Consider the following 23,986-nt stretch of genomic DNA (forward strand, 5'->3'; position numbering starts at 1 on the left):
TACTAACAAACTAAATATCATACTATCTTACATTATCCATTTTATAAAGAATTATCTGATTTAAGACAAATAAAACAAAAACTTAACTCTGCTTATACTTTATTGATACAATGGTACAAGCTCATATTAAATAAACTAAGGAGTGATTTTGTGACAGAGGAATATATCTACAAAAACACTGTACAACCATCCTGGATAGACAATAACAATCATATGCATGATGCACAATATTATTCCATTTTCAGTGATGCAGTCGTTGGTTTCTTTGAATCTGTTGACTTTTCTACGGATTATCGACACAGTCAAGATGTCACAATGTTCAGCGTAGAAGCACATATTTCATTTTTGAAAGAACTTTTACTTAATGAATCATTTTATATCAAAGTACACATCTACGATTATGATGCCAAAAGAGTTCATTTATTCTTAACAATGTATAATAGTAAAGATGAACGCAACGCAACATATGAAGCCATCATGATGGGTGTTGGCAATGAAACAAGACGAAGTATGGACTTTCCAATGCCTATCCAAGAAAAAATCAAAAATTATTATGACCAACAACAAACATTCGAACCACCACAACAACTTGGACATGTCATCGGTATTCCAAAGAAGTAATTACAATATAGTAGTAACATGGTGCCATAAATATATGATGCCAAACTAACTTCAATTATTATTTTCTACTAAAATATTTTATCAAATTGTAGCAGTAAGTAGTCACACGGTAAATAATTAATTAGCGCGTGGCTACTTACTCTTTTTGACATTCTAGCCACCTATTGCTAAAATCAAAAATAGAATGACCATTCTATTTTGAAAGTGTGAGACACATGTCACAAAAGAAACAAGATATCTTAAGTGTAGCAGAACGATTATTTTATGAACATGGCTTTAAAGGTGTAGGCTTAAAACAAATTATACAAGAAGCCAACGTCGCAACAATGACACTATATAATCATTTTGAATCCAAAGATAATTTAGTGGCTCAAGTGCTAAAACAGCGTGAAATACGTTATTGGCACTATCTAGACAGTCATGTAGAACAGCATCCTGATAAACCTTTTATATCTGCAGTTACAGCACATTGTCAATGGTTGAATGATTACTCATATAAAGGTGATATGTTTATGCGTGCCATCGAAGACTACGCGGACACTGACAATGATATTGAAAATACTGCTAGAGGCCACAAAGAACGACTTTTACATTATTTAGAAAAACTAGCTGATGATGCCGGTATCGAAAATGGTTATGATTTAGCTGTTCAATATACATTACTTTTAGAAGGTACAACGTCTATGACTGCTTTATTAGGTTCTAAGAATGCCACTTCGCATGCCATCACGATGGCGAAGTTATTATTGAACGAAGCACATAATCAATAATTCCAAACGAGTTAGAGCTATTTTTCGATATATTAATGCTCTTTCTCGTTATTTTTCAACACTAATATAGAATGAACATTCTACCTATTTTTTTATTTGTAATTAGAATGAACATTCTATCTATAAGAGGAGGTTATAAAATATGAAATTTTCAAAACTTGTATTCCCTGGTATTGCTATGATTGCAACTACTTATGGATTAGGTCGCTTTAGTTTTGGATTATTTTTACCAGAAGTCACTAGCGATTTGGCATTAACTCTATCCCAGTCCGGCATGATTTCATCTTTATTTTATTTAGCTTATTGTTTTACAATTATTTATTCTACCCTACAAACTGACACAATTGGTCCAAAACGAATGATTATATTAGCGGGGGTATCTGTATTAATAGGCTTACTTACTATAGGCATATCAACGAATGCTATTATTTTATCTATAGGGGTTATGTTTGCAGGTGCAAGTACCGGTCTTGTATCACCACCGTATGGTTATACAATTTCATTGTGGATTAATCTTCAAGATCAAGGTAAAGCGAATACTTGGATTAATTCAGGAACAAGTATGGGATTGATGTTCACTGGCATAACAGCTATGCTCATATTTTTAGATTGGCGAGCAACTTATTTATTGTATGCGTTAATCGCGCTAATCGTTTTAATTTGGAATTATATCGTCATTCCAAAACTTCAACAAGATATTAAAATTAATACAGGTAGTCTCAATATTAGAGACATATCTGCCAGTAAGCGTATAGTAATCGCTTCTATATTGTTAGGTATATCTACTGCACCATTTTGGACGTTTTCAAAATCTTTTGTACAACTGACAGGTAATTATTCCGATATCGCACTTTCTATTTTTTGGATTTTAATCGGTGTGTTTGGGGTAATTGGTGGTATATCTGGTTCAATCATCGATAAAAGAGGCATTCATTACGCATTTAATTTCGGTGTAATTGCTTTAGCATGTGCTACTGTATTATTGGCATTTACTCCTAACATTTGGTTTTTACCTTTCATTTCGTCTTCATTATTTGGTATGAGCTATATTTTCTTAACAGGCGTTTTACTTGTTTGGGGAATTAAATTATTCGTCAAAAATGCTTCGCTAGGAATAGGTATTCCATTTTTACTTTTAGCAGTTGGACAGGTTATCGGTTCTTCTGTCGCTGGTATTGTGATTGATATGCTAAATTACGAATACACATTCATTATTTACGGCATTATTGGTCTCATTCCATTATTAATTTATCCTAAAGTAGAAGTAGCAGAAAACAAAGTACCTAAAGGTTATTACAGTAAATTACAAAAAAACAATCTAGACTTAATCAACAATGAAGATTCACCTGATAATCGTTTTCTTCAGACAGCGACGAATATAACCAAATATAAAACAAAGGATGAGACTAAAATCAATCATTAAACATTGACCTCGTCTCATCCTCTATTTATATATATGCTTTAATATTAGCGATACAGTATGGTTAAATTTCTATTTTACAATTAAATTAGTTATCTAATGCATTCAATGACTGCTCTAGGTCTTCAACTAAATCTTGTGTATCTTCAATACCCACTGATAAACGGATAAGTCCATCAGCAATACCTTCTTTTTCACGGACATCTTTTGGAATTGAAGCATGCGTCATCAATGCAGGAACTGAAATTAAACTTTCAACTGCACCTAAACTCTCAGCCAGTGTGAAATATTGTGATTTACTAATCACTTTTTTGGCATGTGCTATATCAGCCACTTCAAAAGCAACAACGCCTGTATGTCCATCAGATTGTGCCTCGTGGATATCGTGATTTAAATGATCGACGATGCTTGGGTGAAATACCTGTTTCACTGCTTTATGCTGTTGTAACATCTCTATAATTGCTAGTGTATTACGCTGAATTTGTTCCATACGTAATCCGAGTGTTTTAATTCCACGAACTAATAAATAACTATCTTGTGGACCAAGAACGCCTCCTGTCGAGTTCTGTATAAAGCCTAAACGCTCTGCTAAATTGGCATCACTTGTCACAACTAATCCAGAAACTACATCACTATGGCCACCAAGATATTTTGTTGCAGAATGTAATACGATATCCATACCAAATGTTAACGGATTTTGGAAATAGGGTGTCATAAACGTATTATCAACCACAGAGATTAAGTTGTGTTTTTGTGCGATTTCGGAAGCACGCTTTATATCTGTAACACGTAACAACGGATTTGACGGTGTTTCAATAAATAACATTTTAGTCTCTGGTTTAATATATTGCTCTATTGCGTCTATATTAGTTGTATCGATAAAATCTGCTTTAATTCCAAATCTTGTAAATACTTTCGTTAATGCTCTATATGTACCACCATAAACGTCTGAATTAATAAGCAAATGATCATCTTTATCTAACAGCATCATTACTGCTGAAATTGCAGCCATTCCAGAACCAAAAGCAAAACCGTATGAGCCTTGTTCTAAATCAGCAATTAAACCCTCTAATGCACTACGTGTTGGATTTGCTGTACGTGAATATTCATAGCCTTGTCTCAATTCTCCTATTTCATCTTGCATATATGTGCTTGTTTGATAAATTGGTGTTGTCACAGCACCAGTATATGCGTCTGTCGTTTGTCCACCATGAATTAACTGTGTTTTTTTATTCATTTATTAATCTCCTTATAATGTAAAATTTGTTTTGACATATATCGATCACTGCCATCAGGGAAAATCGTTACGATAATACCTTTGTTAATATGTTTCTTTATTTCCAAAGCTCCCTGCAATGCTGCCCCCGACGAACTTCCTACTAAAAGCCCTTCTTGTTGGGCTAATAATTTAACATTTTCAAATGCATCCGCATCACTCACTTTTATAATGTCCGACACCAAGTTTTTAGGAAGAAACCTCGGCCATAATTCTGACCCAATACCTTCAATATCATGTCTATGTGCATTGCCGCCGCTTAAAACAGAGCCTTCTGGTTCAACGATGACACTTTCGATATTGTAAGAAGCTAAATGTTCAGCTACACCTGTAAAAGTACCGCCGGAACCTACACCACTAACGAAATAATCAATATTTTTAAGTTTTTCAGTGATTTCTTTACCCATTGTAGATTTATATGCGCCAGGATTATGATAAGATTCGAATTGATTTAAATAATATGCGCCCGTTCGTGATTCATAATCTTTAGCAGCTCTCTGTGCACCTGCCATGCCTAACGCTTGATTTGTCTTAATTACCTCAGCACCTAAAGCCTTAATAATTGCTATTTTTTCTTCAGAAAAACCATCAGGTGTAAAAATAACAGTACGAACACCATAATGATTAGCAGCAATAGCTACACCAATACCTGTATTTCCTGCTGATGCTTCAACGACGACATCACCTTTTTGAATTTTATTGTCTATTAATGCTTTTTCGATTAAATATTTTCCTAAACGATCTTTAACGCTACCACCAGGATTAAATTGTTCCAACTTTGCATAAATTTGAATATCTTTATTACTAAAAGACTGTAAAAGTACTAACGGCGTATTTCCGATCAAATCAAAAGCAATCATTATTTCCTCCCACAATACTTTATTCCCTACCATATCTTACTATAACGATAAGAATTATATATTCTTTTTTTGCTATTTGCAATCATTAAAATTTATAAGGTTATTTACATCGTAAATTTAATTCCTATCTTTTTAGTAAGAATACTTGAAATGAGCAATTTCCTCTTGTATAGTTATAATTATCAGAAAATTCAGAATTATAGGAGGGTTATATGATGACTCAAAATCATTGGCATTTAGATACTTTATCTATCCATGGTGGACAAGTAGTAGATAATTTTTCAAAATCACGTGCTGTTCCAATTTATCAGACATCTAGTTATGTATTTGATGATACTGATCATGCAAGAAAGCTATTTGCGTTAGAAGAAGATGGGAATATTTATACTAGAATTATGAATCCTACTCAAAACGTTTTTGAAGAACGAATTGCAGCATTAGAAGGAGGCGTCGGTGCCTTAGCAACTTCTTCTGGGCAAGCAGCAATACATTTATCACTTTTAAATATTGTAGAAAGTGGCGATGAAATCGTTGCTTCTTCAAACCTATACGGTGGTACCTATAACCTTTTAAATATTACATTTAAAAAGTTAGGTATTAAAGTTCATTTCGTAGATTCTAGTAACCCTGAAAACTTCAAAAATGCACTGACAGATAAAACAAAAGCTGTTTATGCAGAAACAATTGGTAACCCACGTATTGATGTGTTAGATATAGAAGCCGTGGCCGATATTGCACATAGTCATAATGTTCCTTTAATTGTAGATAACACATTCCCAACACCTTACTTATTACGTCCTTTTGAATTTGGTGCAGATATCATTGTACATTCAGCAACAAAATTCATAGGTGGGCATGGCACATCTATCGGTGGCATTATCGTAGATAGTGGAAAATTCAATTGGGATAATGGGAAATTTCCAGGCCTAGTTGAACCAGATGAAAGCTATCATGGTATTTCTTATGCCAAAGATGTTGGTGAAGCAGCCTATATTACCAAAGCACGTGTACAATTGCTACGTGATTTAGGTTCTGCTGTATCACCTTTTAATGTTCATGAATTTTTAATTGGATTAGAAACGTTACACTTACGCCTAGAACGTCATTCAGAAAATGCATTACGCGTTGCGCAATATCTAGAACAACATCCGAAAGTAACTTGGGTTAACTACCCTGGCTTAGAAAGTAATACTTATAATCAATTAGCTCAAAAATATTTACCGGATGGTCAAGGTGCCATACTTACCTTTGGTATAGATGGTACTGTTGAAGATATAGCCGAATTTGTTGATGGTCTACAGCTGTTTTCACATTTAGCAAACGTTGGAGATTCCAAATCATTGATAATTCATCCTGCTAGTACAACACATTTACAGTTATCGCCTGAAGAACAAGAAGCTTCCGGTGTTGTGCCAGAGCTTGTAAGACTTTCCGTTGGCACCGAAAACATTAACGATATTATTGCTGACCTCGACAACGCCTTTAAAGCATCACTTGGAAATTAATGCAAAAATTTCCTTAGTGATGCTTATACAAAAGTATTACTTTTGTATTCCTTTATTCACTTGGAAATTAATGTAAAAAATTTCCTTAGTGATGCTTATGCAAAACTTACATTAGTATATTAGTAAGCCTGTTGATTAATATAAAATATCTAAAAGCGTCCGCTCTCTTGTATCGGACGCTTTTAGACTATTTGTAATACTGACCTCACACAAACCTAAGACTCCCGCCAGTATAAAAACATTAATTTTATTATCTATTATATCTTTATTATTAAAAATATACTTTGAATTTGCAAAGTAATATTGGGATAATAGCGATAATTATTTAATTATGATGGAGGTGTACATTTGAATCAGCATCAAGATAAATTAACAGTGAGCGTCATATTGCTAGCCGGTAAAATACTACTCGCTTCCGGCGCCGAAGTATCAAGAGTTGAAGATACCATGCGTCGCATTGCAATTTGTATGGGCTATTATAATAGTCAAGGTTATGTGATTAATGTATTTATCAATTTCTCTTTAAGTGAAGAACACGATACTCGAATTCTACGTATCAATAAAAATATCACAAATTTATTAAAAATATTCCAAGTGAATGCGATATCTCGCAAACTTGCTAGTAATCAACTGTCAATAGACCAAGCTTATATTCTTTTAAAAAATATTGATCGAACAAACCTAAGTATTCCTTTATGGAAAAAAGTTAGTGCTGCAGGATTAATATCATTAAGTTTCTTATATTTACAAGGCGGCACGTGGTCAGATGCTGTCACTACAATTGTAGCTGGTGCAACTGGTTTTTTAATCGTTGAATACATGCAAAGTAAATCATTAACGATGTTTATACCAGAATTTGTAGGTTCGTTTGTACTTGGTACTATCGTAATCTTTGGCTCATCTTTATTTAAAGTCAATGACATGTTCGGCCCGGCAATGATTGCTTCAGTTATGCCAATTGTACCCGGTGTACTGATCACTACAGCTATACAAGATTTATTTGGCAGACACATGTTAATGTTCACCGCAAAATTCTTAGAAGCTTTAGTGATTGCTTTCGCCATTGGTTCAGGTATTGCAATCGCTTATTTAATTTTTTAAGGAGGCATCGTAATGACTATTTTATTTACTTTTCTATGTAGCTGTAGTGCGTCTTGTTTTTTCAGCGTTATTTATGATGCTCCTAGAAAATTATTCTTACCCGCTGGATTAGCTGGCGCAATGGGTTATTCTGTGAGTTTTATCTTAGGTGAAAACTTTCATATGGATGGTATTTACACTAGTTTACTAGGAAGTTTAACCCTTGGTTTAATCGCTCACATTATGAGTCGTGTATATAAAGCACCTGTCGTACTTTTTATGATACCCGGAATTATTCCACTTGTACCTGGCAGCATCGCTTTTAGAGCAACTCAACAACTTGTGACATTAAATTTTACTGACGCGACAAATACATTTATTCGTGCCATACTTATTGCTGGCTCTATCGCCTTAGGATTATTACTATCGGACCAATTATCAAAAACACTTAATATCCACAAGTTAATATTAATTAAAAGAAACCGCCTTTAAAAAAGGCTTTACAATTTTTGTCATATAATACAAGACAGCGATTGTAAGGCCTTTTATTTTCATTCATTTATATAATATAATCCAGTTAACACATTAGCATCTAAATCACTTATCTTCACTTTCAGTGTACTATTTGGAATTAAATAATGTTGTTCTGCATATGCTTCAATGCTTGTCTTATAAGGTAACGCACTTTGAGTGACGCCTCCCCCTAAGACAATATCGTTAACATTAAATATACTAAATAAATTTGTACATAGCTGTTGAGTTAATGTTAATACTTCTTCTATCATCGCAGTCACTTCACTCTGCGAACCTTTGACATATATCTCTATAGCTTCTTTAGTGCTTACTTGCCTATTTAAAATGGCACTTGCTTTCCTACTGATTGCTAAACCTGAAATTTCATTTTCTACACAACCATATTGTTTACACACTGGACATTGATAGTCACTATCATTTTTGATAATTGTATGACCTACTTCTCCTAAATTTCCATCCACACCAGAAATAAGTTCACCCTTTCTTACAAAAGCCATACCTACTCCTGTACTAATGGTTAAATATATAAAATTCTCTGTTTGATGCTTAATATATTGATATTCAGCTAAAATGGCAGCATCGGTATCATTAACGAAATAGGGTTCAAAGGTGCTTTGGTTTTCAATATATTCTCCAGCATTAAATCCATTATATGTTTGTAAATTGGGAGGGTTTAGAAATAAACCTTGCGTATAATCACAGGGCCCCGGCATTGCAATATTCAAAGATATCTGATCAACATTCTCAAAATGATTCGTATAGTATTTGGCAATATTAATAATTTCTGTAAATTCTTGAATGGGATCTTCTTTAAAAGTCTCAAATTTCCGACTTTCTATAATCTCTAATTGGTCATTTATAAGTCCTACTATGGTTTTTGTACCACCGATGTCTGCACAAATTTTTAGCATATACTACCATCTCCATAACTATTATTACTTCATCATGAGCAAAAAAGGTATGAGTGACAAAGCATTTGTCATACACATTCATACAACCTTGCTTATGAACAAAAATAAATTTCCATAAACAAGGATAATTAAAAAAATATTTTCAATTTGTGTTAGGCTTTCATTTGTCTTCAGTCATTTATGTCATTATCTTACACATAACTTATGATAAGTGTCATTTCGCCATCAAACACAACGTCTTGATCCTCAGTTGTTAATATAAAGTGGGTTCCTTTATTTAACTCATACGTGTTGTGATCAGTCTCTATTTTACCGCTACCTTCTACTACTGATACTAAACAATATGATTGTTGCATGTCATAATTTAGCTTACCTTCTATTATCCATCGCTCAACTGTAAAAAATTCATTTGATACAAATTGCGTGTATGACTGTTCTTGTATTGTTTCATGTTTTGGTGTTGAATTGCTTGATTGAGATGAAAGGTTTATAACAGCCTTACTTTGTTCTAAATGCAATTCACGTTGCTCACCATTTTTATCTTTACGCTCATAATCATAAATACGATATGTTGTATCTGATGATTGTTGCGTTTCTAATATTAAAATCCCTTCTCCAATCGCATGCACAGTCCCTGCTGGAACGTAAAAGAAATCACCAGCTTTTACTTTTACTTTGTTAAACAAAGAATCAAATTGTTTATGATCAATCATATGATTTAATTCTTTCTGATCTTGCGCTTTTACACCATAGATAATCTCTGCGTCTTCTTTAGCATCTAAAATGTACCAACACTCCGTCTTCCCAAATTCACCTTCATGTTGCAGAGCGTAATTGTCATTTGGATGAACTTGCACCGATAATTTATCATTCGCATCTAAAATTTTTGTAAGCAATGGAAAGTTTTTATCACTATCTACACCAAAAAGTGCTTTATCCTGTGCCCAAACCGTCTCTAACGATTTACCTTTGTACTTTCCATTTTCAATTGTGTTAGGAGCATTTGGATGCGCAGATATCGCCCAACATTCTCCTGTATAATCGTTAGGTATATTGTAATTAAATGTTTCTAGTGCACGTCCACCCCAAATACGTTCTTTAAATACCGGTTGTAAAAATAATGGCATTTGTTATACCCCCATTTAAATTTCTTTAAGTATATCGTATATTTCATTTGTTTGCGTTGCGTTAATTAAATTTTGACGCAGATCATCATCCATTAATGCTCGTGATAACCTTTGTAACAGCTTCAAATGTGTTTCACTATTATCACTAGGTACAGCAATTAAAAAGACAATCTTAGGTAATGTGCCATCAATGCTATCCCAATTAACACCTGCTTTATTATTCAAAACAGCGACAATTGGTTTCTTCACTGCTACTGATTTTGCATGTGGTATTGCAACATTCATACCTATGGCCGTAGTAGATTGTGCTTCACGTTTAAGCACATCATCTTTAAGTTTTAATTTATCAGAAATGTAATGATAATTGTCTAATTGGTTTACCATTTGGTCAATCGCTTGATCTCTAGTCAATTTTGTATCTATGATTTCAATAACTTTTTTATCAAACACACCTACTTCGACATCTGAATATTCATCTTTATTTGTCACTTTTGATATCGAAGTATCCTTAGTCTCCTGTGAACCTTTTTCTTGTATGTCTTTCATACCAGTCTCTACATTATTCGTATTTACTGCCAAGGCTGGCGCGTTTTTTCTTAATAATAATACGGTTGACATCGTTACTATACTACCAATGATAACTGCAATAAAGAACCATAATATCTGATCAATACCACCTAATACTGCAACGATTGGTCCACCATGAGCAACACGGTCACCCACGCCCCCAATGGCTGCTATAACCGCTGCAATCATTGCGCCTATCATATTTGATGGTATAATGCGCAGAGGATCTTGTGCTGCAAATGGAATTGCACCTTCAGTAATTCCAAATAATCCCATTGTAAATGAGGCTTTCCCCATTTCCACTTCACCTTTATTAAACTTACGCTTATTGATAAAAGTAGCAAGACCTAATCCAATTGGTGGTGTACATACTGCAACTGCTACCATACCCATAACCGCGTAATTTCCTTCAGCTATTAGCGCTGAACCAAATAAAAAGGCTACTTTATTCACAGGTCCGCCCATGTCAAATGCAATCATTGCCCCAATAATCAAAGCGAGTATTACGATATTCGTACCTTGCATACCTTTTAACCAAGTTGTCAATGCTTCAAAGATGCTCGCTATTGGTGCACCAATTAAAAATATAAAAATAAGTCCAACAATTAATGAAGAAATGATAGGTATAATAATAATCGGCATAATCGGTGCCATTACTTTTGGCATTTTAATATTTTTAATCCATTTTGCTATATAGCCTGCTATAAATCCTGCAACAATACCACCCAAGAAACCAGCACCTGCATCACTACCATAAAAACTACCATCTGCTGCAATAGCACCACCAATCATTCCTGGAACCAACCCTGGTTTGTCCGCAATACTAACAGCTATGTAACCTGCTAGAATTGGCACCATGAAGCTGAATGCTAAACTACCGATATTCTCAATTGATTTCCAAAACGAATCATCTGGAATAACCAGACCTTCTGATGTAGCTTTTCCACCTAATGTAAGTGCAATTGCCATGAGTAAGCCACCTACAACAATAAAGGGCACCATAAACGATACACCATTCATTAAATGTTGATAAATCATTTGCATGCCACTTTTTTGTTCTTCATCATCTTTCGTTGACTGATTTTCACTACTATGCTTGGTATTATGATAAATATGAGCATCTCTATCAATAATACGTTGAATTAGTACTTGCGGTTTATGAATACCTTCACGCACACTCTCATTAATCAATAATTTCCCATCAAATCTAGACAAGTCTACTTGACGATCAGCGGCAATAATAATTCCATCCGCTTCTCTAATTTCTTTTGAAGTTAAAACATTTTCTGCATCGACGCCACCTTGAGTCTCTACCTTGATGTCAATGCCCATTTCTTGTGCAGCTTGCTCAAGTTTTTCTTGAGCCATATACGTGTGCGCAATCCCATTTGGACACGACGTAATTGCTAAAATTTTCATAATGTTCATCCTCTCCTCAACGTTTATTGTAAGCGCATACAACACAAAATTAAAAAACATAATTGCCGTTACTAGTGGCAATTATGCTTTCATTAAATGGATAATTTGTTCTTTTAGTTTTTGATCTTCTAGTAATAACAGTTGATCTATATCGTTTGTGTTCAGTTTTGCGATTTTATGAATTATCTTTTTCATCACAGGTATATCTTGCTTTGTTATTGCTAGGAAAAATACAAGTTTCGCCTTATTTTGTTTCCAAATAAAACCTTGAGTATTTTTAAAAATAATGACATGAGATTTGAGCACTTTTTCAGGATCACCATGAGGCATACATATAGCCTTACCTATAAACGTAGAAGAAAATCTTTCTCTCTCTAACGCACTTTTAATATAATCTGTTGTTACCGAATGTTGGCCCTCTAAAATATGCTGGGCCTGTTCAAATACATATGAAGCCGTTCTTGATTCTTGTTTATTTGAATGCACATCAAATTGAACACTTGCTAATTCATTTTGATATAAAACTGGATTTTGTTTATAGTGAATGGCTGATAAAATTTTATTCTCATCTTCTTCTGAAAATAATGGTGTCACTTCTATTATTTTTAACGTCTTGGGCAATCCTTTAGGTTCAATAGGGTGTGTAGTAATTAACGCATCTATATCTGAAAAGTGATAACCTTCTAACTGTTCCGTGTTTAGTGTATCTACAATTTGTATGCAATCATTTAAATTTGTCAGTTTTGCTTCTAATAAACTTGAAATGCCTAATCCATAATAACAAGTAATCACAATATTGAAACTATCTTTTTTATTTCGATCGATTGAGGATTGAAAATGCAACGCTAAAAATGCTATTTCATCTTCAACTAAACTAATTTCAACATCTTTAGCTAAATGATTCACCGTTTCATATAGCGCATTAAATACAAAAGGATAATGTTGCTTTATATCACTTGTCAGTGGATTATTAATATATACGTTTTTGGCAATTCTCATATATGTTCTACTAAAATGTTCATAAATGTTTTCTCTTAAAAGCTGATCTTTAGAAAATGCAACGCCTACATGTTTTTCCATTTGAAAAATCATACGTTCAATATAGCTTTTAACAAAGACCTTTTCGAGCCCCAAATCATAACTATTAAAATAATAACTTATAAAAAATGAGAATAATTTCGCTGTATTATCACTTAGACTATATCCTAATGTGTCATTAATTTCTTTAATACATTGATGTGCAATTTGATATGAAACATTATCGACAACCCATGATTGTCCATCATCATTTTGTCTTTTAAATATAATAATAAGGTGTATTAGCAATTGTCTTATTCGCATTTTGGAAGTGTTAATATGCTGTTTTTTTAAATTCGATTCTATAATCTGGTTTATCGTACCGATATGTGCCTTAGGAATTTCATTTAAAATAAAGCCATCAACTGTTTGGACATTGTCAGAAAGTTGGTTTAAATGCAATATTGCATTTCTAATATTCATTTCACTTCCATGGACTGTGACACCTTTTTTTTGGGTTATTTTAATATTAACTTCAAATGAAGTACACCATGCTTTAATTTTATTCAAACAATCATTGACTTCTACTTTTGTTAAATAGAATGATTTTTCTAAATATTCCACAGTAACTGGCTGTTGATACATTAATAGTTGGTAACCCATTTTGATAAGTATTTCACCTTGCTTATTTGTAAAATCATTAACGAGTTCTTCTATTTGTTCTACAGTGTATGAAGCTTGGTTCAATTTATAGCCGCGTCCTTTTACACTTACTATAAGCTTATCTAATAGCTCGCTATTGATATACTTTATGTCATTTCTCGTTGTCCTATTGGAAACAGTTAAGTAATTTGCAATTTCATCTGCACTTAAAAAATGATTACGATTGGCTAACAATAATCTGATGAGCTTCATGTGTCTTTCTATCATCACTCCACCACACTTTCTCTTACGTTTTCCTTATCCCTATATTTAAATATATTGTAGCTATTGCTTCATATATAAGCAAGAAGCCCGCAAGTGATAATTAAAACTATAAAAAAAACACTCATTTATCAGAATTTTTCTAATAAATAAGTGTTTGATATTGGTTGTCTTTATTTTTGAGCACTCTGAATGGTTTGTCGAATATAGTCATATGCAACTTTAAGTTGGTCTTGCTCTTCAGCATCTAATGTAATTGCAAACCTTTGAACAATGCCATTTTTATCAATTAATGTGGGTAAACTATATGCACCATCTTCAAAATCATATTCGCTACTAAGTGATGTCAATGGTGTAATCGTTTTCTGATTTAGTGCCATTGACTGTATCAAAAATGCAACTACTCTTGATATGGCAGCATTTGTCCAGCCTTTTTGATGAAAAACATCCATCGATACTTCGTTGATAATAGATGTTATATGATCCTTATCAATGATTGGACTATGACTTAGCGTCTCAAACTCAGACAACGCCATGCCATGAATGCGAACCTTACTCCACACTGGTATTGCATGTTGCCCATGCTCACCTATAACAAAAGCCTCTACATTATTTGGATCAATTTGATAATTATTGGCGATAATTGTTTTAAATCTTGAAGTTTCTAACGCTGTGCCTGTACCAATTATTTTATGTGTTGGATAATCTATCTGATTTGCAAAATAGACCATAGTATCCACAGGATTAGATATTAGAAACACAATAGCATCCTGAGTCACTTCTGAAATTTGAGTCATAATCGCCTTAATTATACTGTAATTCCCCTGCGCTAATAAAGTACGATCGCCATTATTTTTATCAGTCGGCTCACTCGCAGCTATAACGATAAAATCAGCATCTTTTAAATCCTGATAGTTACCACTACTAATGTTAATATGTGCTGTATTGATTAATCCTTGTGAATGATTATGATCAAGTGCTTCACCACTTGCTACGCTGTCTTTTTCATCAATTAAAATAATCTCCGAAAATAAGTTCAACTGTTGTACATCAGTCAGTACTTGTGTGCCAACTTTTCCTAATCCAATGATCCCTAGTTTAGACATAATGTTAACACCTATCCTTTCGTTTATATGCTATAAAGACCTTTATTTTTCGTAAGGAATGACGTCTTGTCCATATTTCTTAGTTATAAATTGTTTCATATCTTTAGATTGTAATACTTTTATGAGTTCTTGATATTTTTTATCATCCTTGTGTCCTTTTTGTACTGCAACAATATTAGCAAATGGGGATGATTTACCTTCTATAGCAATTGCATCTTTATGGGGGGTTAAGCCATTATCAATCGCATAATTAGAGTTCATTATAACTGCTGCGCCTTCTTTACTATTGTATGTTTTAGGTAAGAACTCAGCGCCTTGTTTATTATTAAATTTTAAGTCCTTTTTATTTTCTACAATATCATCAAACTTAGCATCTTCAATACTGACACCTTTTTTGATTTTGATTAATCCTTTATCAACAAAGAATGATAAGAAACGCCCTTCTTCTGCCGGATTATTCGAAACATAAATTGTTGAACCCTTTGGTATATCTTTGATATCTTTGTATTTTTTACTATAAACGCCCATTGGTGTGGTGAACACTTTACCAACTTCTTCAATATTATAGTTATGATCTTTCTTCTCCGCTTTAAGGTATGGTGTATGCTGGAAGAAGTTAGCATCAACGTCTCCTTTATCCAGTAACTTATTTGGCACTTTATAATCATTCACTGTTTTAATTTCTAAATCATAGCCTTTTTCTTTCATTTTTTCTTTTGCATGTTCTAGCACTTCTCCGTGTGGTGCCGGAGATGCGGCAATTGTGATTTTCTTATTTTCACCTTTATTATTTGAATTGCCACATGCTGCAAGAACAATTGTTAATACAAGTAATGAACCTAATAATAATAATTTCTTCATGACACCTTCACTCCTCAATCATTTGTCTTAGTATATCGATATGTAATAAAAAAACTTTCTCTTATTAGTTAAAGAGAAAGTTTACACTTTCCCTTATCTTCAAAAGTTAACTAACTTTTTGTGAATTAGCACCATTTCGTTAAACGACGGTTGCTGGGCTTCATCGGGCACATCCCTCCACCTCTCTTGATAAGAGTAATTTATATGCAATTTATAATGATTTAATCCTAGCATTACGCTCAAGATTAGTCAATCTATTATTAGAAAATTCTAAATTATTATTTTTTGAATAAACAAACTTGGAAGTGGAACAGAATTAATTCGTACCACTCCGTTTACTTTGTATTATGTAATCACATGATGACCATAAAAAGATAAGCTAGAAAATTATTTAAAGCATGGAGTGTCATAGCCACAGCTAAACTGCGCTGAGATTTCAAATATACGTAAACAATACCCACGGCAATTGCAATGTACATAACAATTTCTAATGGGGACTTAGCTTCAGTCACATGTAAAGAGGCAAACACAATCACTGAAATAACAGACATAACATAGAAATTTAATTTCTTACCTAACTCTCCTATGAGTAAATGTCTAAATAAGAACTCTTCAGTCATTGGTGCAATTATCACGATTGAGAAAAATGCTAATACAGTAGATATTGGCGTATCGAACATACCTTCAATGATTTTGTCATTTTGCGTTTCTTCAAATTTCCATTGCTCTGGCGCAAAAGCATCAACCAGATAAGGATAAATTTCTTTAAATGCTAATATAACCACAAATGTAATGATAATTAACTTCCAGTGCTGTTTGATATTTTGAATACCTAATCTCCACTCTTGCTTAAATGTATGTCTATGAAATAATATCCATAAGCCCATGATAATAACAAATCCAACTATCTCCAATATAATAGCTGGTGTGCCTGAAGTATTAACTTCGAAGCTAGACGTACCTTTCCCCTGTGTACTATTAACTACGATCATCATAGTTATGACTAATATAGATATACAAAAATTACCTACAATATAAATAAGAGGAAGAAAAAAATCTCTACCTTGCACATCTTTCCATTGATACTTTTGTTCATTTCTTAACGACATTTAATAACCTCCATTCTTATAATGCATTCACACTCTTTATATTGCACAGATAACATTATTTTAAAACATTTATTATTTTTAAAAATAAATAGCATTATTGGATTGCTTGATAGTTTGAAATTTAATTTCACATGCGTATAAATCTATTAAACGTGGTATATATACATAAATTGTTAAATCAATCATACATAGTGTATAAGGAGTTGTTTTTAATGCGTATTTTAGTATTAGGTGCTGGCGGAATCGGTGGCTATTTTGGTGGTAGATTGGCTGAAAGCGGACAGAACGTCACATTCTTAGTAAGACCGAAGCGCAAGTCATTTATAGAAAGACATGGCCTAACCATCCATAGTGAGCACGGTGACTACCAATTCAATCCACAACTCATTACAAAAGAGGACCATGAAGCATCTTTCGATGTCGTTTTGCTTTCTTCTAAATCTTATCATTTAGAACAAGCAATTGAAGATTTAAAACCTTTCATTGATAATACTACTGCCATTATCCCTTTATTAAATGGTATCGCACATGTACCTAAATTACAGTCTGTTTTCGGTAAAGACAAAATTATGGGCGGCTATTGTGTTATTGAGACGACATTAGATAGCACAGGAAAAATCATCCAGACGAGTCCTTTTGACAAGCTCTATTTTGGAGAATTAGATGGGCGTACAAGTGAGCGTGCGCAAAGTATTGCACAGGCATTTTCAGGGACAAAAGCAGAATTTAAATTAGATTCTAATATTGAACAAGGTATGTGGCATAAATATCTAATGATTACTGTATTATCAAGTGTCACAACACTCATGCATGCACCTATTGGCCCTATTCGAGATAGTGAAGGCGGTATTAACTTTGTCCGTTCTTTATACAATGAAGTCGCTTCTATCATACATGCACACCAGGCACCGCTTGCAAATGATATCGTGTCGCAATATATGGATGCATTTAATCAATTATCATACCATTTCAAAACGTCTATGCAACGTGATATGGAAAAAGGATTAAATATTGAAACAGACCATTTACAGGGCTATTTATTAAATTTGGCTGACACATATCATATCGATACGCCTATACTTAGATGTGTTTACCAAAACCATAAAGTTTATAAAGAAATGTTACAATAGCGTAATTGATTCACTGAGCATACACAAGGGCATTTCGCCTAATCGTCTTAGGTGAGATGCCCTTGTGTATGCTCACACTAGCAAATTCATTTCAAACATATACCTTACGTTATTTCATATTTCTAGACTATTTTAATAATACTTGTAATTGTTACATACCAAATCTATAATTATTGATTAAAACTATTAAATAACTTTAAATCATCTACAACGATGTAAGCGTTTTACTATTTTAGGGTATAGTCTTATATTAGTCTAAAAATGGAGGAGTTAATAATGTCACCTAAACATAATTTTGATATAGCTACCGAACTTACAAAACATTCACCAGGTGTCTATAGTGGGCAAACATCTGAAGCCTACGCAAATATGGTAGGCCCTTTTGGTGGTGTAATTGCTTCCACCTTGTTACGAGCTGTTTTAGATCATGATGAAAGAATAGGAAACCCTATCTCTTTGACCATTAATTATGCCGCACCAGTAGCGAACGGTAACTTTAATTTGTTTGCATCACCCACGAGAACCAATCGCTCAACGCAACACTGGTATATAGAGTTGACACAGAACAAAGAAGTAGTCATCAGTGGTACTGCAGTTACAGCGAAACGACGTGACACTTGGTCTTCTACAGAGTCACTATATCCCGATGTCCCAAGCCCAGAACAAATTAAACCAACACCATTAGACAGCGCACCACCATGGGCGCAAAATTATGAAATACGAATGATTAAAGGGGCACCACTTGCCTTAACACCAAACGATAACCCTGATTCAATCACTTTACAATGGATACGAGATTATCCAGATAGAAACTTGGATTTTTTATCTCTTGCTGCCATTTGTGATGCTTTTTTCCCTAGAATTTATGTACGTCGACAAGAATTTGTTCCAATAGGCACAATCTCATTGACAATTTATTTTCATGCTAATGAACAAAATCTAGCAACTAATGGCAATCATTCCGTGCTAGGTCATACACGTGCACTGAAATTCTTTAATGGCTATTTCGATCAAACAGGTGAAATATGGAGCCATGATGGCACCTTATTAGCAACAACAAGTCAACTTGTATATTACAAAGAATAAAGTATCATAAGTGTAAAGAGATGAATCCTACGACAAATGTAACAGTGCTTACCTTAAATTAGACAGTCGAGATGGCATGTCGAACAATACTAATTTTTATCCTTTGCTTTAACACAATGTTTTGAACTCACATGCAGTTCTTATTTATAAAAGAACCTACGAAACACCTCGTAGTTATTGCTAAAGTGTTAGATATGGTAAAACTACGATGAATGCTTAAAGACAAGACTTAGTTTCCTACGTAATAGGTGCTTATCCGCACATATCGTCGTTATGTTTATTGGCTACCGTAACAATAGCTATTAAAAATAATCGCTTTCTGGAATGAATTCTATATAAAGTGAATATGGTCCATACATATTCATTGGCACTTGGTGCTCCATACAATAAACGCCCGAAACATATCTGTCTCGGGCGTTTAGTTATACGAACATTAGCTCATATTAAATTTTAAACATATGCTTTCGCCGCATCACTATAATGCGTTTACGGTTCATCAATTTAAAGCTTGTATATTATTATTTAATGTTCTTTTACTTCTTTATCATTTGCACGTTTTTGTAAAATAATCGCTAGTGTTGCAACTACAATAGCTAAAATAATAACACCAATTAACCCAAGGAATTTCGCCACATTACCAAAGATAACTCCTACAACTAAGAAATCCGTATCTGAAAATGTTGTTGCTGCGCCACCTAAATCTCCAAGGAATGGCAAGAATAACAAAGGCAAGAATGTGATTAATATTCCATTTAACGCAGAGCCAGCTACAGCACCTTTAATACCACCTCTCGCATTACCAAATACACCTGCAGTAGCTCCAAGGAAGAAGTGAGCAACAACGCCAGGAAGTATTACCACCCCACCAAATAAGAATAGGATGAACATACCAATAACACCAACAATAAAGCTGACAAAAAAGCCGATGAGCACAGCATTTTGTGCATATGGGAAAACAATTGGACAGTCTAAAGCTGGTTTTGTATTGGGGACTAATTTTTCGGAGATACCTTTAAAGGCTGGTACAATTTCAGCTAAAATCAATCTCACTCCAGTTAAAATAATAAATACCCCTGCAGCAAAAGTAACCCCTTGTATAAGAGAAAAAACAATAAAGTTTTGCCCATGGCTAATTTCACTATGTACATAGTGTGGACCTGCAAACAGTGCAGCAACAAAATATAATAAGGTCATTGTTAATGAAATACTAATTGTACTTTCTCTTAAAAAACTAAGCCCTTTAGGAAAATTAATCTCTTCGGTTGATTTTGATTTACCTTTAAAGTATTTCCCTACTTCACCAGCCGCCCAGTAACTTATTGTACCAAAGTGTCCTAACGCTACTTGATTGTTACCTGTTATCTTTTTCATTGTGGGTTGTGCTAATGCAGGTAATATTGCCATAATTAAGCCTAATATGATAGCGCCAATGATTACGGTTAATGTACCTGTTATATTGCCTACGGATAATAGTATTGCTAAAAAGGCAGCCATATAAAACGTATGATGACCAGTTAAAAATATATATTTCAGATTCGTAATGCGCGCAATCATGATATTAACAATCATACCAAACACCATGATTAATGCCGCAGTGGTACCATATTGTTCTAACGCTATTGAAATAATTGCTTCATTATTAGGTACTACACCCTGAACGCCGAATGCATGTTGAAATATTTTTCCAAAGGGTTCTAATGATTGGGTAACTACATTCGCTCCAGCACTCATTACTAAAAATCCAAGTATTGTTTTAATCGTACCCGATGTAATATCTGTTGCCGATTTTTTCTGCATAATTAATCCTATAAATGCAATCAAAGCAACTAATATTGCAGGTTGACTTAAAATATCAACAATAAAATCTAGAATGGGTTTCATTGTATTACCTCCTTATACTTCATTTATAAAATATTCAACTCGCTTAGCTTTTCACCTAATTTATTTTGAAGTTCTTCTTTATCTAAAATATTATCTAAGACAATCACGTCACCTAAATTTTTAGTGTTTTCTTCTAAATCTCTACCACAAATAAATAAATCTGCCATTTCAGGGCTAGCACTCATAACATCGCTATGTTCAACCTTTATATCAGTTGGTGCATTTAAATTTTTCAACGCTTCTTGTGCATTCATTTCTACCATAAAACTGCTTCCTAAACCGTGACCACATACTACTAAAATTTTCATTTTCCTCATTCTCCTTTAAATATATTTAATATTTCATTTACTTTCTGTGCATTCAATATTTCATTTACAACCTCTTGATCACCTAACGTCATAGCTAAATGTCTTAATATTTCGAGATGCCCTTCGTTGTCTACTGCACTCAATACAAATATGAGCGAAGCATAGTGACCGTCTTCTGAGAAGTTAATGTGCCTATTTAGTTTTAGTAAGCTGAGCCCTATTTTTTTCACTCCATCATTTGGCCTAGCATGTGCTATTGCTATTTCTGGTGCAATAACAATATAAGGACCTAATTCTTTTACACTGTCTATCATTGAAGTAATGTAAGTTTGCTCAAAGTAACCTTGACTCAACAATGGTTGTGCTGCTAAAGTAATCCCTTGTTCCCAATCATCTACCTGCTCTTTTATTTGAATTTTGTCGGCTGACAGAATTTCCAAACTCATTCTTGAACACCTCCTTAATTTTGACTCACTTTATTAATAGACTTCATAATTGCTTGCATATCTCCTGAAAACATTGCTGTTCTATTTGCCTCATTCATTATTAATTCACTAAACTGACGTAACGCATTTAAATGAATTTGAGGATGTTCTGTTGCCAAAGTAATAATTATGAAAACAGGATCATACGTATCATGAGAAAAACAGATACCTTCTTTATAGTGTATAAGGCTAAACCCTACTGGTTGTTTAACATAATCATGTTTAGCATGAATGAGTGCAATATGCGGACTAACAACCATGTAAGGTCCAAATGCATCCAACTGCTTGATAATGTCTATAGCATATGCTGATTCAACCACCCCGTCTTCGACTAACAATGAAACACTTTGTTTAATTGCATCATCTCTATCTCTAGACCTCTGCTGTGTCAACACTCTCGATTGAGGAAGCACTTGCTCTAATGTCGGACCTAAACCGCGCACCTCGCTCACATATTTTTCTCTGGAATGATTAATAATTGTGTTTAATTGTTTCCGGTCACTTTCATTTATAAATGGCGATACTTGTACGACTGGCACTACAGTTTGTTTAAAAGGTACCGTCGAGATAATATAATCTACGCCTTCATGCTTTAACAATGTTTCATCAACTTCATATATTGAATAGGCGTCTACAATTTCTAACTCTGGATAGATATGACTTATTTTACTTCTTAATAATTGAGAGGTTCCGACCCCAGACCCACAAAGTAATACGACTTTAATTTTGTTTGTCTTAATTGTTGATATCCTTTCAATTGCAGATGCAAAATGCAATATAATATAGGTCAATTCATCATCATTAAAAGAAATATTATAATTTTCTTCGATGCCCCAAATATGCTTTCTAATTTCGTCTATTAATTGAGGATATTGTTTTATAATTTCATGTTTCAATGGATTTTTATGTGTCATATCAAACTTCAACCTATGAATCGCTGGTCTCAAGTGTACAATCAAACCGTTCAATAATTTAATGTCGGACATTAAATCAAGGCCTAAGGCACCGCTCATGCGTTCAATAAGTTGTTCTGTCAGAACTTCTAACTCATCCATTTGATGATTTAATTGATTGATTTCTGAAGTTTTAGCACCTAATAAATGTAGTGTGATGAACGCTGCTTCACTTTTTGGAAAATAAATTTGAAACTGTTCTTCAAGTCTTTTTTGGATTTGAAGCGCAATTTGAAATTGTTCCGTTTCTTTTAATTTTTTATACTCTTTATCAGGAATTTCAAAAACAAAATCCTCGTTTACTCGATGTATAGAAATTAAAATATGATAAATCAATCCATCTATTGCACTTTGCACTAATTGGTAATTAGAATTTCTCAACACGGTTGTCACACTTAAACGAATTTGCTCTAATTCTTTATTCGAAAATAAATCATGGCCCATTTCATGTGTATACATTTTAAAATATTCACGTACCATTTCTGCATACGCTTTGCGATATGCGTTTTCAGTACCTTGAATGATGAACCCTTTATTTTTCATATATTCAAGCTGCAATTCGTGTTGTTCTAACCATCTTTGAACACCTTTTAGGTCTTCTACTATAGTTCTCCTTGTAACTGCAACCATTGTCGCGAGTTCTTGAGATGAAGTCGGTGTATTAGCTTCAAATAGTTTTAATATTATATACAAGTTGCGTTCTTCCTTAGAGTAATGTATAGCATTGGATGTATACTTGGGCGCTAATTCTTTTGAATATTTTAGTGTCGACGAGATTTTGATCCCCTCATTTTTATTTCTTTGAATATTTAAGCCTAGTTTATTTGCCATATCTTCGATGTATTCAAGATCATACTGGATAGTTCTTTCTGATACATTGAATTGCGTTGCTAAATAATGAATTGGCACAAAAGTTTCGCGTTCAAGTATGAACGTTAATATATAATACTGTCTCTTGCTTAACATATTAGCAACCTCCTTACACTATTATTGTAAACGCTTTCTAATGACTGTAGATGTGTAATTCTTTTCGTCT

The 23,986-nt window shown here is 33.6% G+C and carries 21 protein-coding genes and 1 riboswitch; of the genes, 8 read left to right on the forward strand and 13 right to left on the reverse strand.

The window, feature by feature from the left end; all coding sequences use genetic code 11:
* Positions 1–150: 150 nt before the first annotated feature.
* From BTJ66_RS05300 to BTJ66_RS05310, 3 genes are all read left to right on the forward strand, one after another.
* The gene (locus tag BTJ66_RS05300; RefSeq protein ID WP_099089930.1) at positions 151–621 is read left to right on the forward strand and encodes a thioesterase family protein; all 471 of its coding nucleotides are present in this window, start codon (positions 151–153) and stop codon (positions 619–621) included.
* Between the two features lie 215 nt (positions 622–836).
* Positions 837–1,391 (forward strand): TetR/AcrR family transcriptional regulator, encoded by a 555-nt coding sequence (locus tag BTJ66_RS05305; RefSeq protein WP_099089931.1) that lies wholly within the window; start codon positions 837–839, stop codon positions 1,389–1,391.
* 142 nt (positions 1,392–1,533) lie between these two features.
* Positions 1,534–2,814, forward strand: a complete 1,281-nt coding sequence (locus BTJ66_RS05310) for an MFS transporter (protein WP_099089932.1) — start codon at positions 1,534–1,536, stop codon at positions 2,812–2,814.
* Positions 2,815–2,899: 85 nt separating this feature from the next.
* On the opposite strand, the gene BTJ66_RS05315 is transcribed toward BTJ66_RS05310, so the two are convergent.
* Complete coding sequence (locus tag BTJ66_RS05315) at positions 2,900–4,048, reverse strand: bifunctional cystathionine gamma-lyase/homocysteine desulfhydrase (protein ID WP_099089933.1); 1,149 nt, start codon at positions 4,046–4,048, stop codon at positions 2,900–2,902.
* On the reverse strand, positions 4,045–4,947 hold the full coding sequence (locus BTJ66_RS05320) for a PLP-dependent cysteine synthase family protein (RefSeq protein ID WP_099089934.1): 903 nt from the start codon (positions 4,945–4,947) through the stop codon (positions 4,045–4,047). Before BTJ66_RS05320 ends, BTJ66_RS05315 begins: the two co-directional genes overlap by 4 nt.
* Before the next feature lie 215 nt (positions 4,948–5,162).
* Here BTJ66_RS05320 and BTJ66_RS05325 point away from each other — a divergent pair, with 215 nt between their 5' ends.
* The 3 genes from BTJ66_RS05325 to BTJ66_RS05335 all read left to right on the forward strand — a co-directional run bounded on the left by BTJ66_RS05325 (position 5,163) and on the right by BTJ66_RS05335 (position 8,024).
* Positions 5,163–6,452 (forward strand): homocysteine synthase, encoded by a 1,290-nt coding sequence (locus BTJ66_RS05325; RefSeq protein ID WP_099089935.1) that lies wholly within the window; start codon positions 5,163–5,165, stop codon positions 6,450–6,452.
* A 348-nt stretch (positions 6,453–6,800) separates the two neighbouring features.
* Positions 6,801–7,553 (forward strand): threonine/serine exporter family protein, encoded by a 753-nt coding sequence (locus tag BTJ66_RS05330; RefSeq protein WP_099089936.1) that lies wholly within the window; start codon positions 6,801–6,803, stop codon positions 7,551–7,553.
* Between the two features lie 12 nt (positions 7,554–7,565).
* The gene (locus BTJ66_RS05335; RefSeq protein ID WP_099089937.1) at positions 7,566–8,024 is read left to right on the forward strand and encodes a threonine/serine exporter family protein; all 459 of its coding nucleotides are present in this window, start codon (positions 7,566–7,568) and stop codon (positions 8,022–8,024) included.
* A 59-nt stretch (positions 8,025–8,083) separates the two neighbouring features.
* On the opposite strand, the gene BTJ66_RS05340 is transcribed toward BTJ66_RS05335, so the two are convergent.
* From BTJ66_RS05340 to BTJ66_RS05370, 7 genes are all read right to left on the reverse strand, one after another.
* The gene (locus BTJ66_RS05340; RefSeq protein WP_099089938.1) at positions 8,084–8,977 is read right to left on the reverse strand and encodes an ROK family protein; all 894 of its coding nucleotides are present in this window, start codon (positions 8,975–8,977) and stop codon (positions 8,084–8,086) included.
* A 191-nt stretch (positions 8,978–9,168) separates the two neighbouring features.
* Positions 9,169–10,104, reverse strand: a complete 936-nt coding sequence (manA, locus tag BTJ66_RS05345) for a mannose-6-phosphate isomerase, class I (RefSeq protein WP_099089939.1) — start codon at positions 10,102–10,104, stop codon at positions 9,169–9,171.
* Between the two features lie 15 nt (positions 10,105–10,119).
* Positions 10,120–12,090 carry a fructose-specific PTS transporter subunit EIIC gene (locus BTJ66_RS05350; RefSeq protein WP_099089940.1) on the reverse strand — a complete coding sequence of 657 codons (1,971 nt, stop codon included), beginning with the start codon at positions 12,088–12,090 and terminating at the stop codon, positions 10,120–10,122.
* Between the two features lie 81 nt (positions 12,091–12,171).
* A complete protein-coding gene (locus tag BTJ66_RS05355; RefSeq protein ID WP_099089941.1) occupies positions 12,172–14,037 on the reverse strand; it encodes a BglG family transcription antiterminator in 1,866 nt (621 codons plus the stop codon).
* Between the two features lie 167 nt (positions 14,038–14,204).
* The gene (locus tag BTJ66_RS05360; protein WP_099089942.1) at positions 14,205–15,137 is read right to left on the reverse strand and encodes a lactate/malate family dehydrogenase; all 933 of its coding nucleotides are present in this window, start codon (positions 15,135–15,137) and stop codon (positions 14,205–14,207) included.
* A 42-nt stretch (positions 15,138–15,179) separates the two neighbouring features.
* On the reverse strand, positions 15,180–15,998 hold the full coding sequence (locus BTJ66_RS05365; protein WP_099089943.1) for a MetQ/NlpA family ABC transporter substrate-binding protein: 819 nt from the start codon (positions 15,996–15,998) through the stop codon (positions 15,180–15,182).
* A 90-nt stretch (positions 15,999–16,088) separates the two neighbouring features.
* Positions 16,089–16,194, reverse strand: a riboswitch (SAM riboswitch).
* Between the two features lie 157 nt (positions 16,195–16,351).
* Positions 16,352–17,107, reverse strand: coding sequence for a CPBP family intramembrane glutamic endopeptidase (locus BTJ66_RS05370; RefSeq protein ID WP_099089944.1), 756 nt, complete (start codon positions 17,105–17,107; stop codon positions 16,352–16,354).
* A 212-nt stretch (positions 17,108–17,319) separates the two neighbouring features.
* Between BTJ66_RS05370 and panE the strand changes: the two genes are divergently transcribed.
* Positions 17,320–18,237, forward strand: a complete 918-nt coding sequence (gene panE, locus BTJ66_RS05375; RefSeq protein ID WP_099089945.1) for a 2-dehydropantoate 2-reductase — start codon at positions 17,320–17,322, stop codon at positions 18,235–18,237.
* Positions 18,238–18,513: 276 nt separating this feature from the next.
* Complete coding sequence (locus tag BTJ66_RS05380; RefSeq protein ID WP_099089946.1) at positions 18,514–19,323, forward strand: acyl-CoA thioesterase; 810 nt, start codon at positions 18,514–18,516, stop codon at positions 19,321–19,323.
* Between the two features lie 522 nt (positions 19,324–19,845).
* On the opposite strand, the gene BTJ66_RS05385 is transcribed toward BTJ66_RS05380, so the two are convergent.
* Genes BTJ66_RS05385 through BTJ66_RS05400 form a run of 4 tightly spaced genes read right to left on the reverse strand, consistent with a single transcriptional unit; the run spans position 19,846 to position 23,916 of the window.
* Complete coding sequence (locus BTJ66_RS05385; RefSeq protein ID WP_099089947.1) at positions 19,846–21,204, reverse strand: PTS ascorbate transporter subunit IIC; 1,359 nt, start codon at positions 21,202–21,204, stop codon at positions 19,846–19,848.
* A gap of 23 nt (positions 21,205–21,227) precedes the next feature.
* Positions 21,228–21,512, reverse strand: coding sequence for a PTS sugar transporter subunit IIB (locus BTJ66_RS05390; protein ID WP_099089948.1), 285 nt, complete (start codon positions 21,510–21,512; stop codon positions 21,228–21,230).
* Positions 21,513–21,517: 5 nt separating this feature from the next.
* Positions 21,518–21,958 carry a PTS sugar transporter subunit IIA gene (locus BTJ66_RS05395; RefSeq protein WP_099089949.1) on the reverse strand — a complete coding sequence of 147 codons (441 nt, stop codon included), beginning with the start codon at positions 21,956–21,958 and terminating at the stop codon, positions 21,518–21,520.
* A 14-nt stretch (positions 21,959–21,972) separates the two neighbouring features.
* On the reverse strand, positions 21,973–23,916 hold the full coding sequence (locus BTJ66_RS05400) for a BglG family transcription antiterminator (protein WP_099089950.1): 1,944 nt from the start codon (positions 23,914–23,916) through the stop codon (positions 21,973–21,975).
* Between the last annotated feature and the right edge of the window lie 70 nt (positions 23,917–23,986).

Origin of the sequence: Staphylococcus edaphicus (assembly GCF_002614725.1) — a bacterium.
Taxonomy (GTDB): domain Bacteria; phylum Bacillota; class Bacilli; order Staphylococcales; family Staphylococcaceae; genus Staphylococcus; species Staphylococcus edaphicus.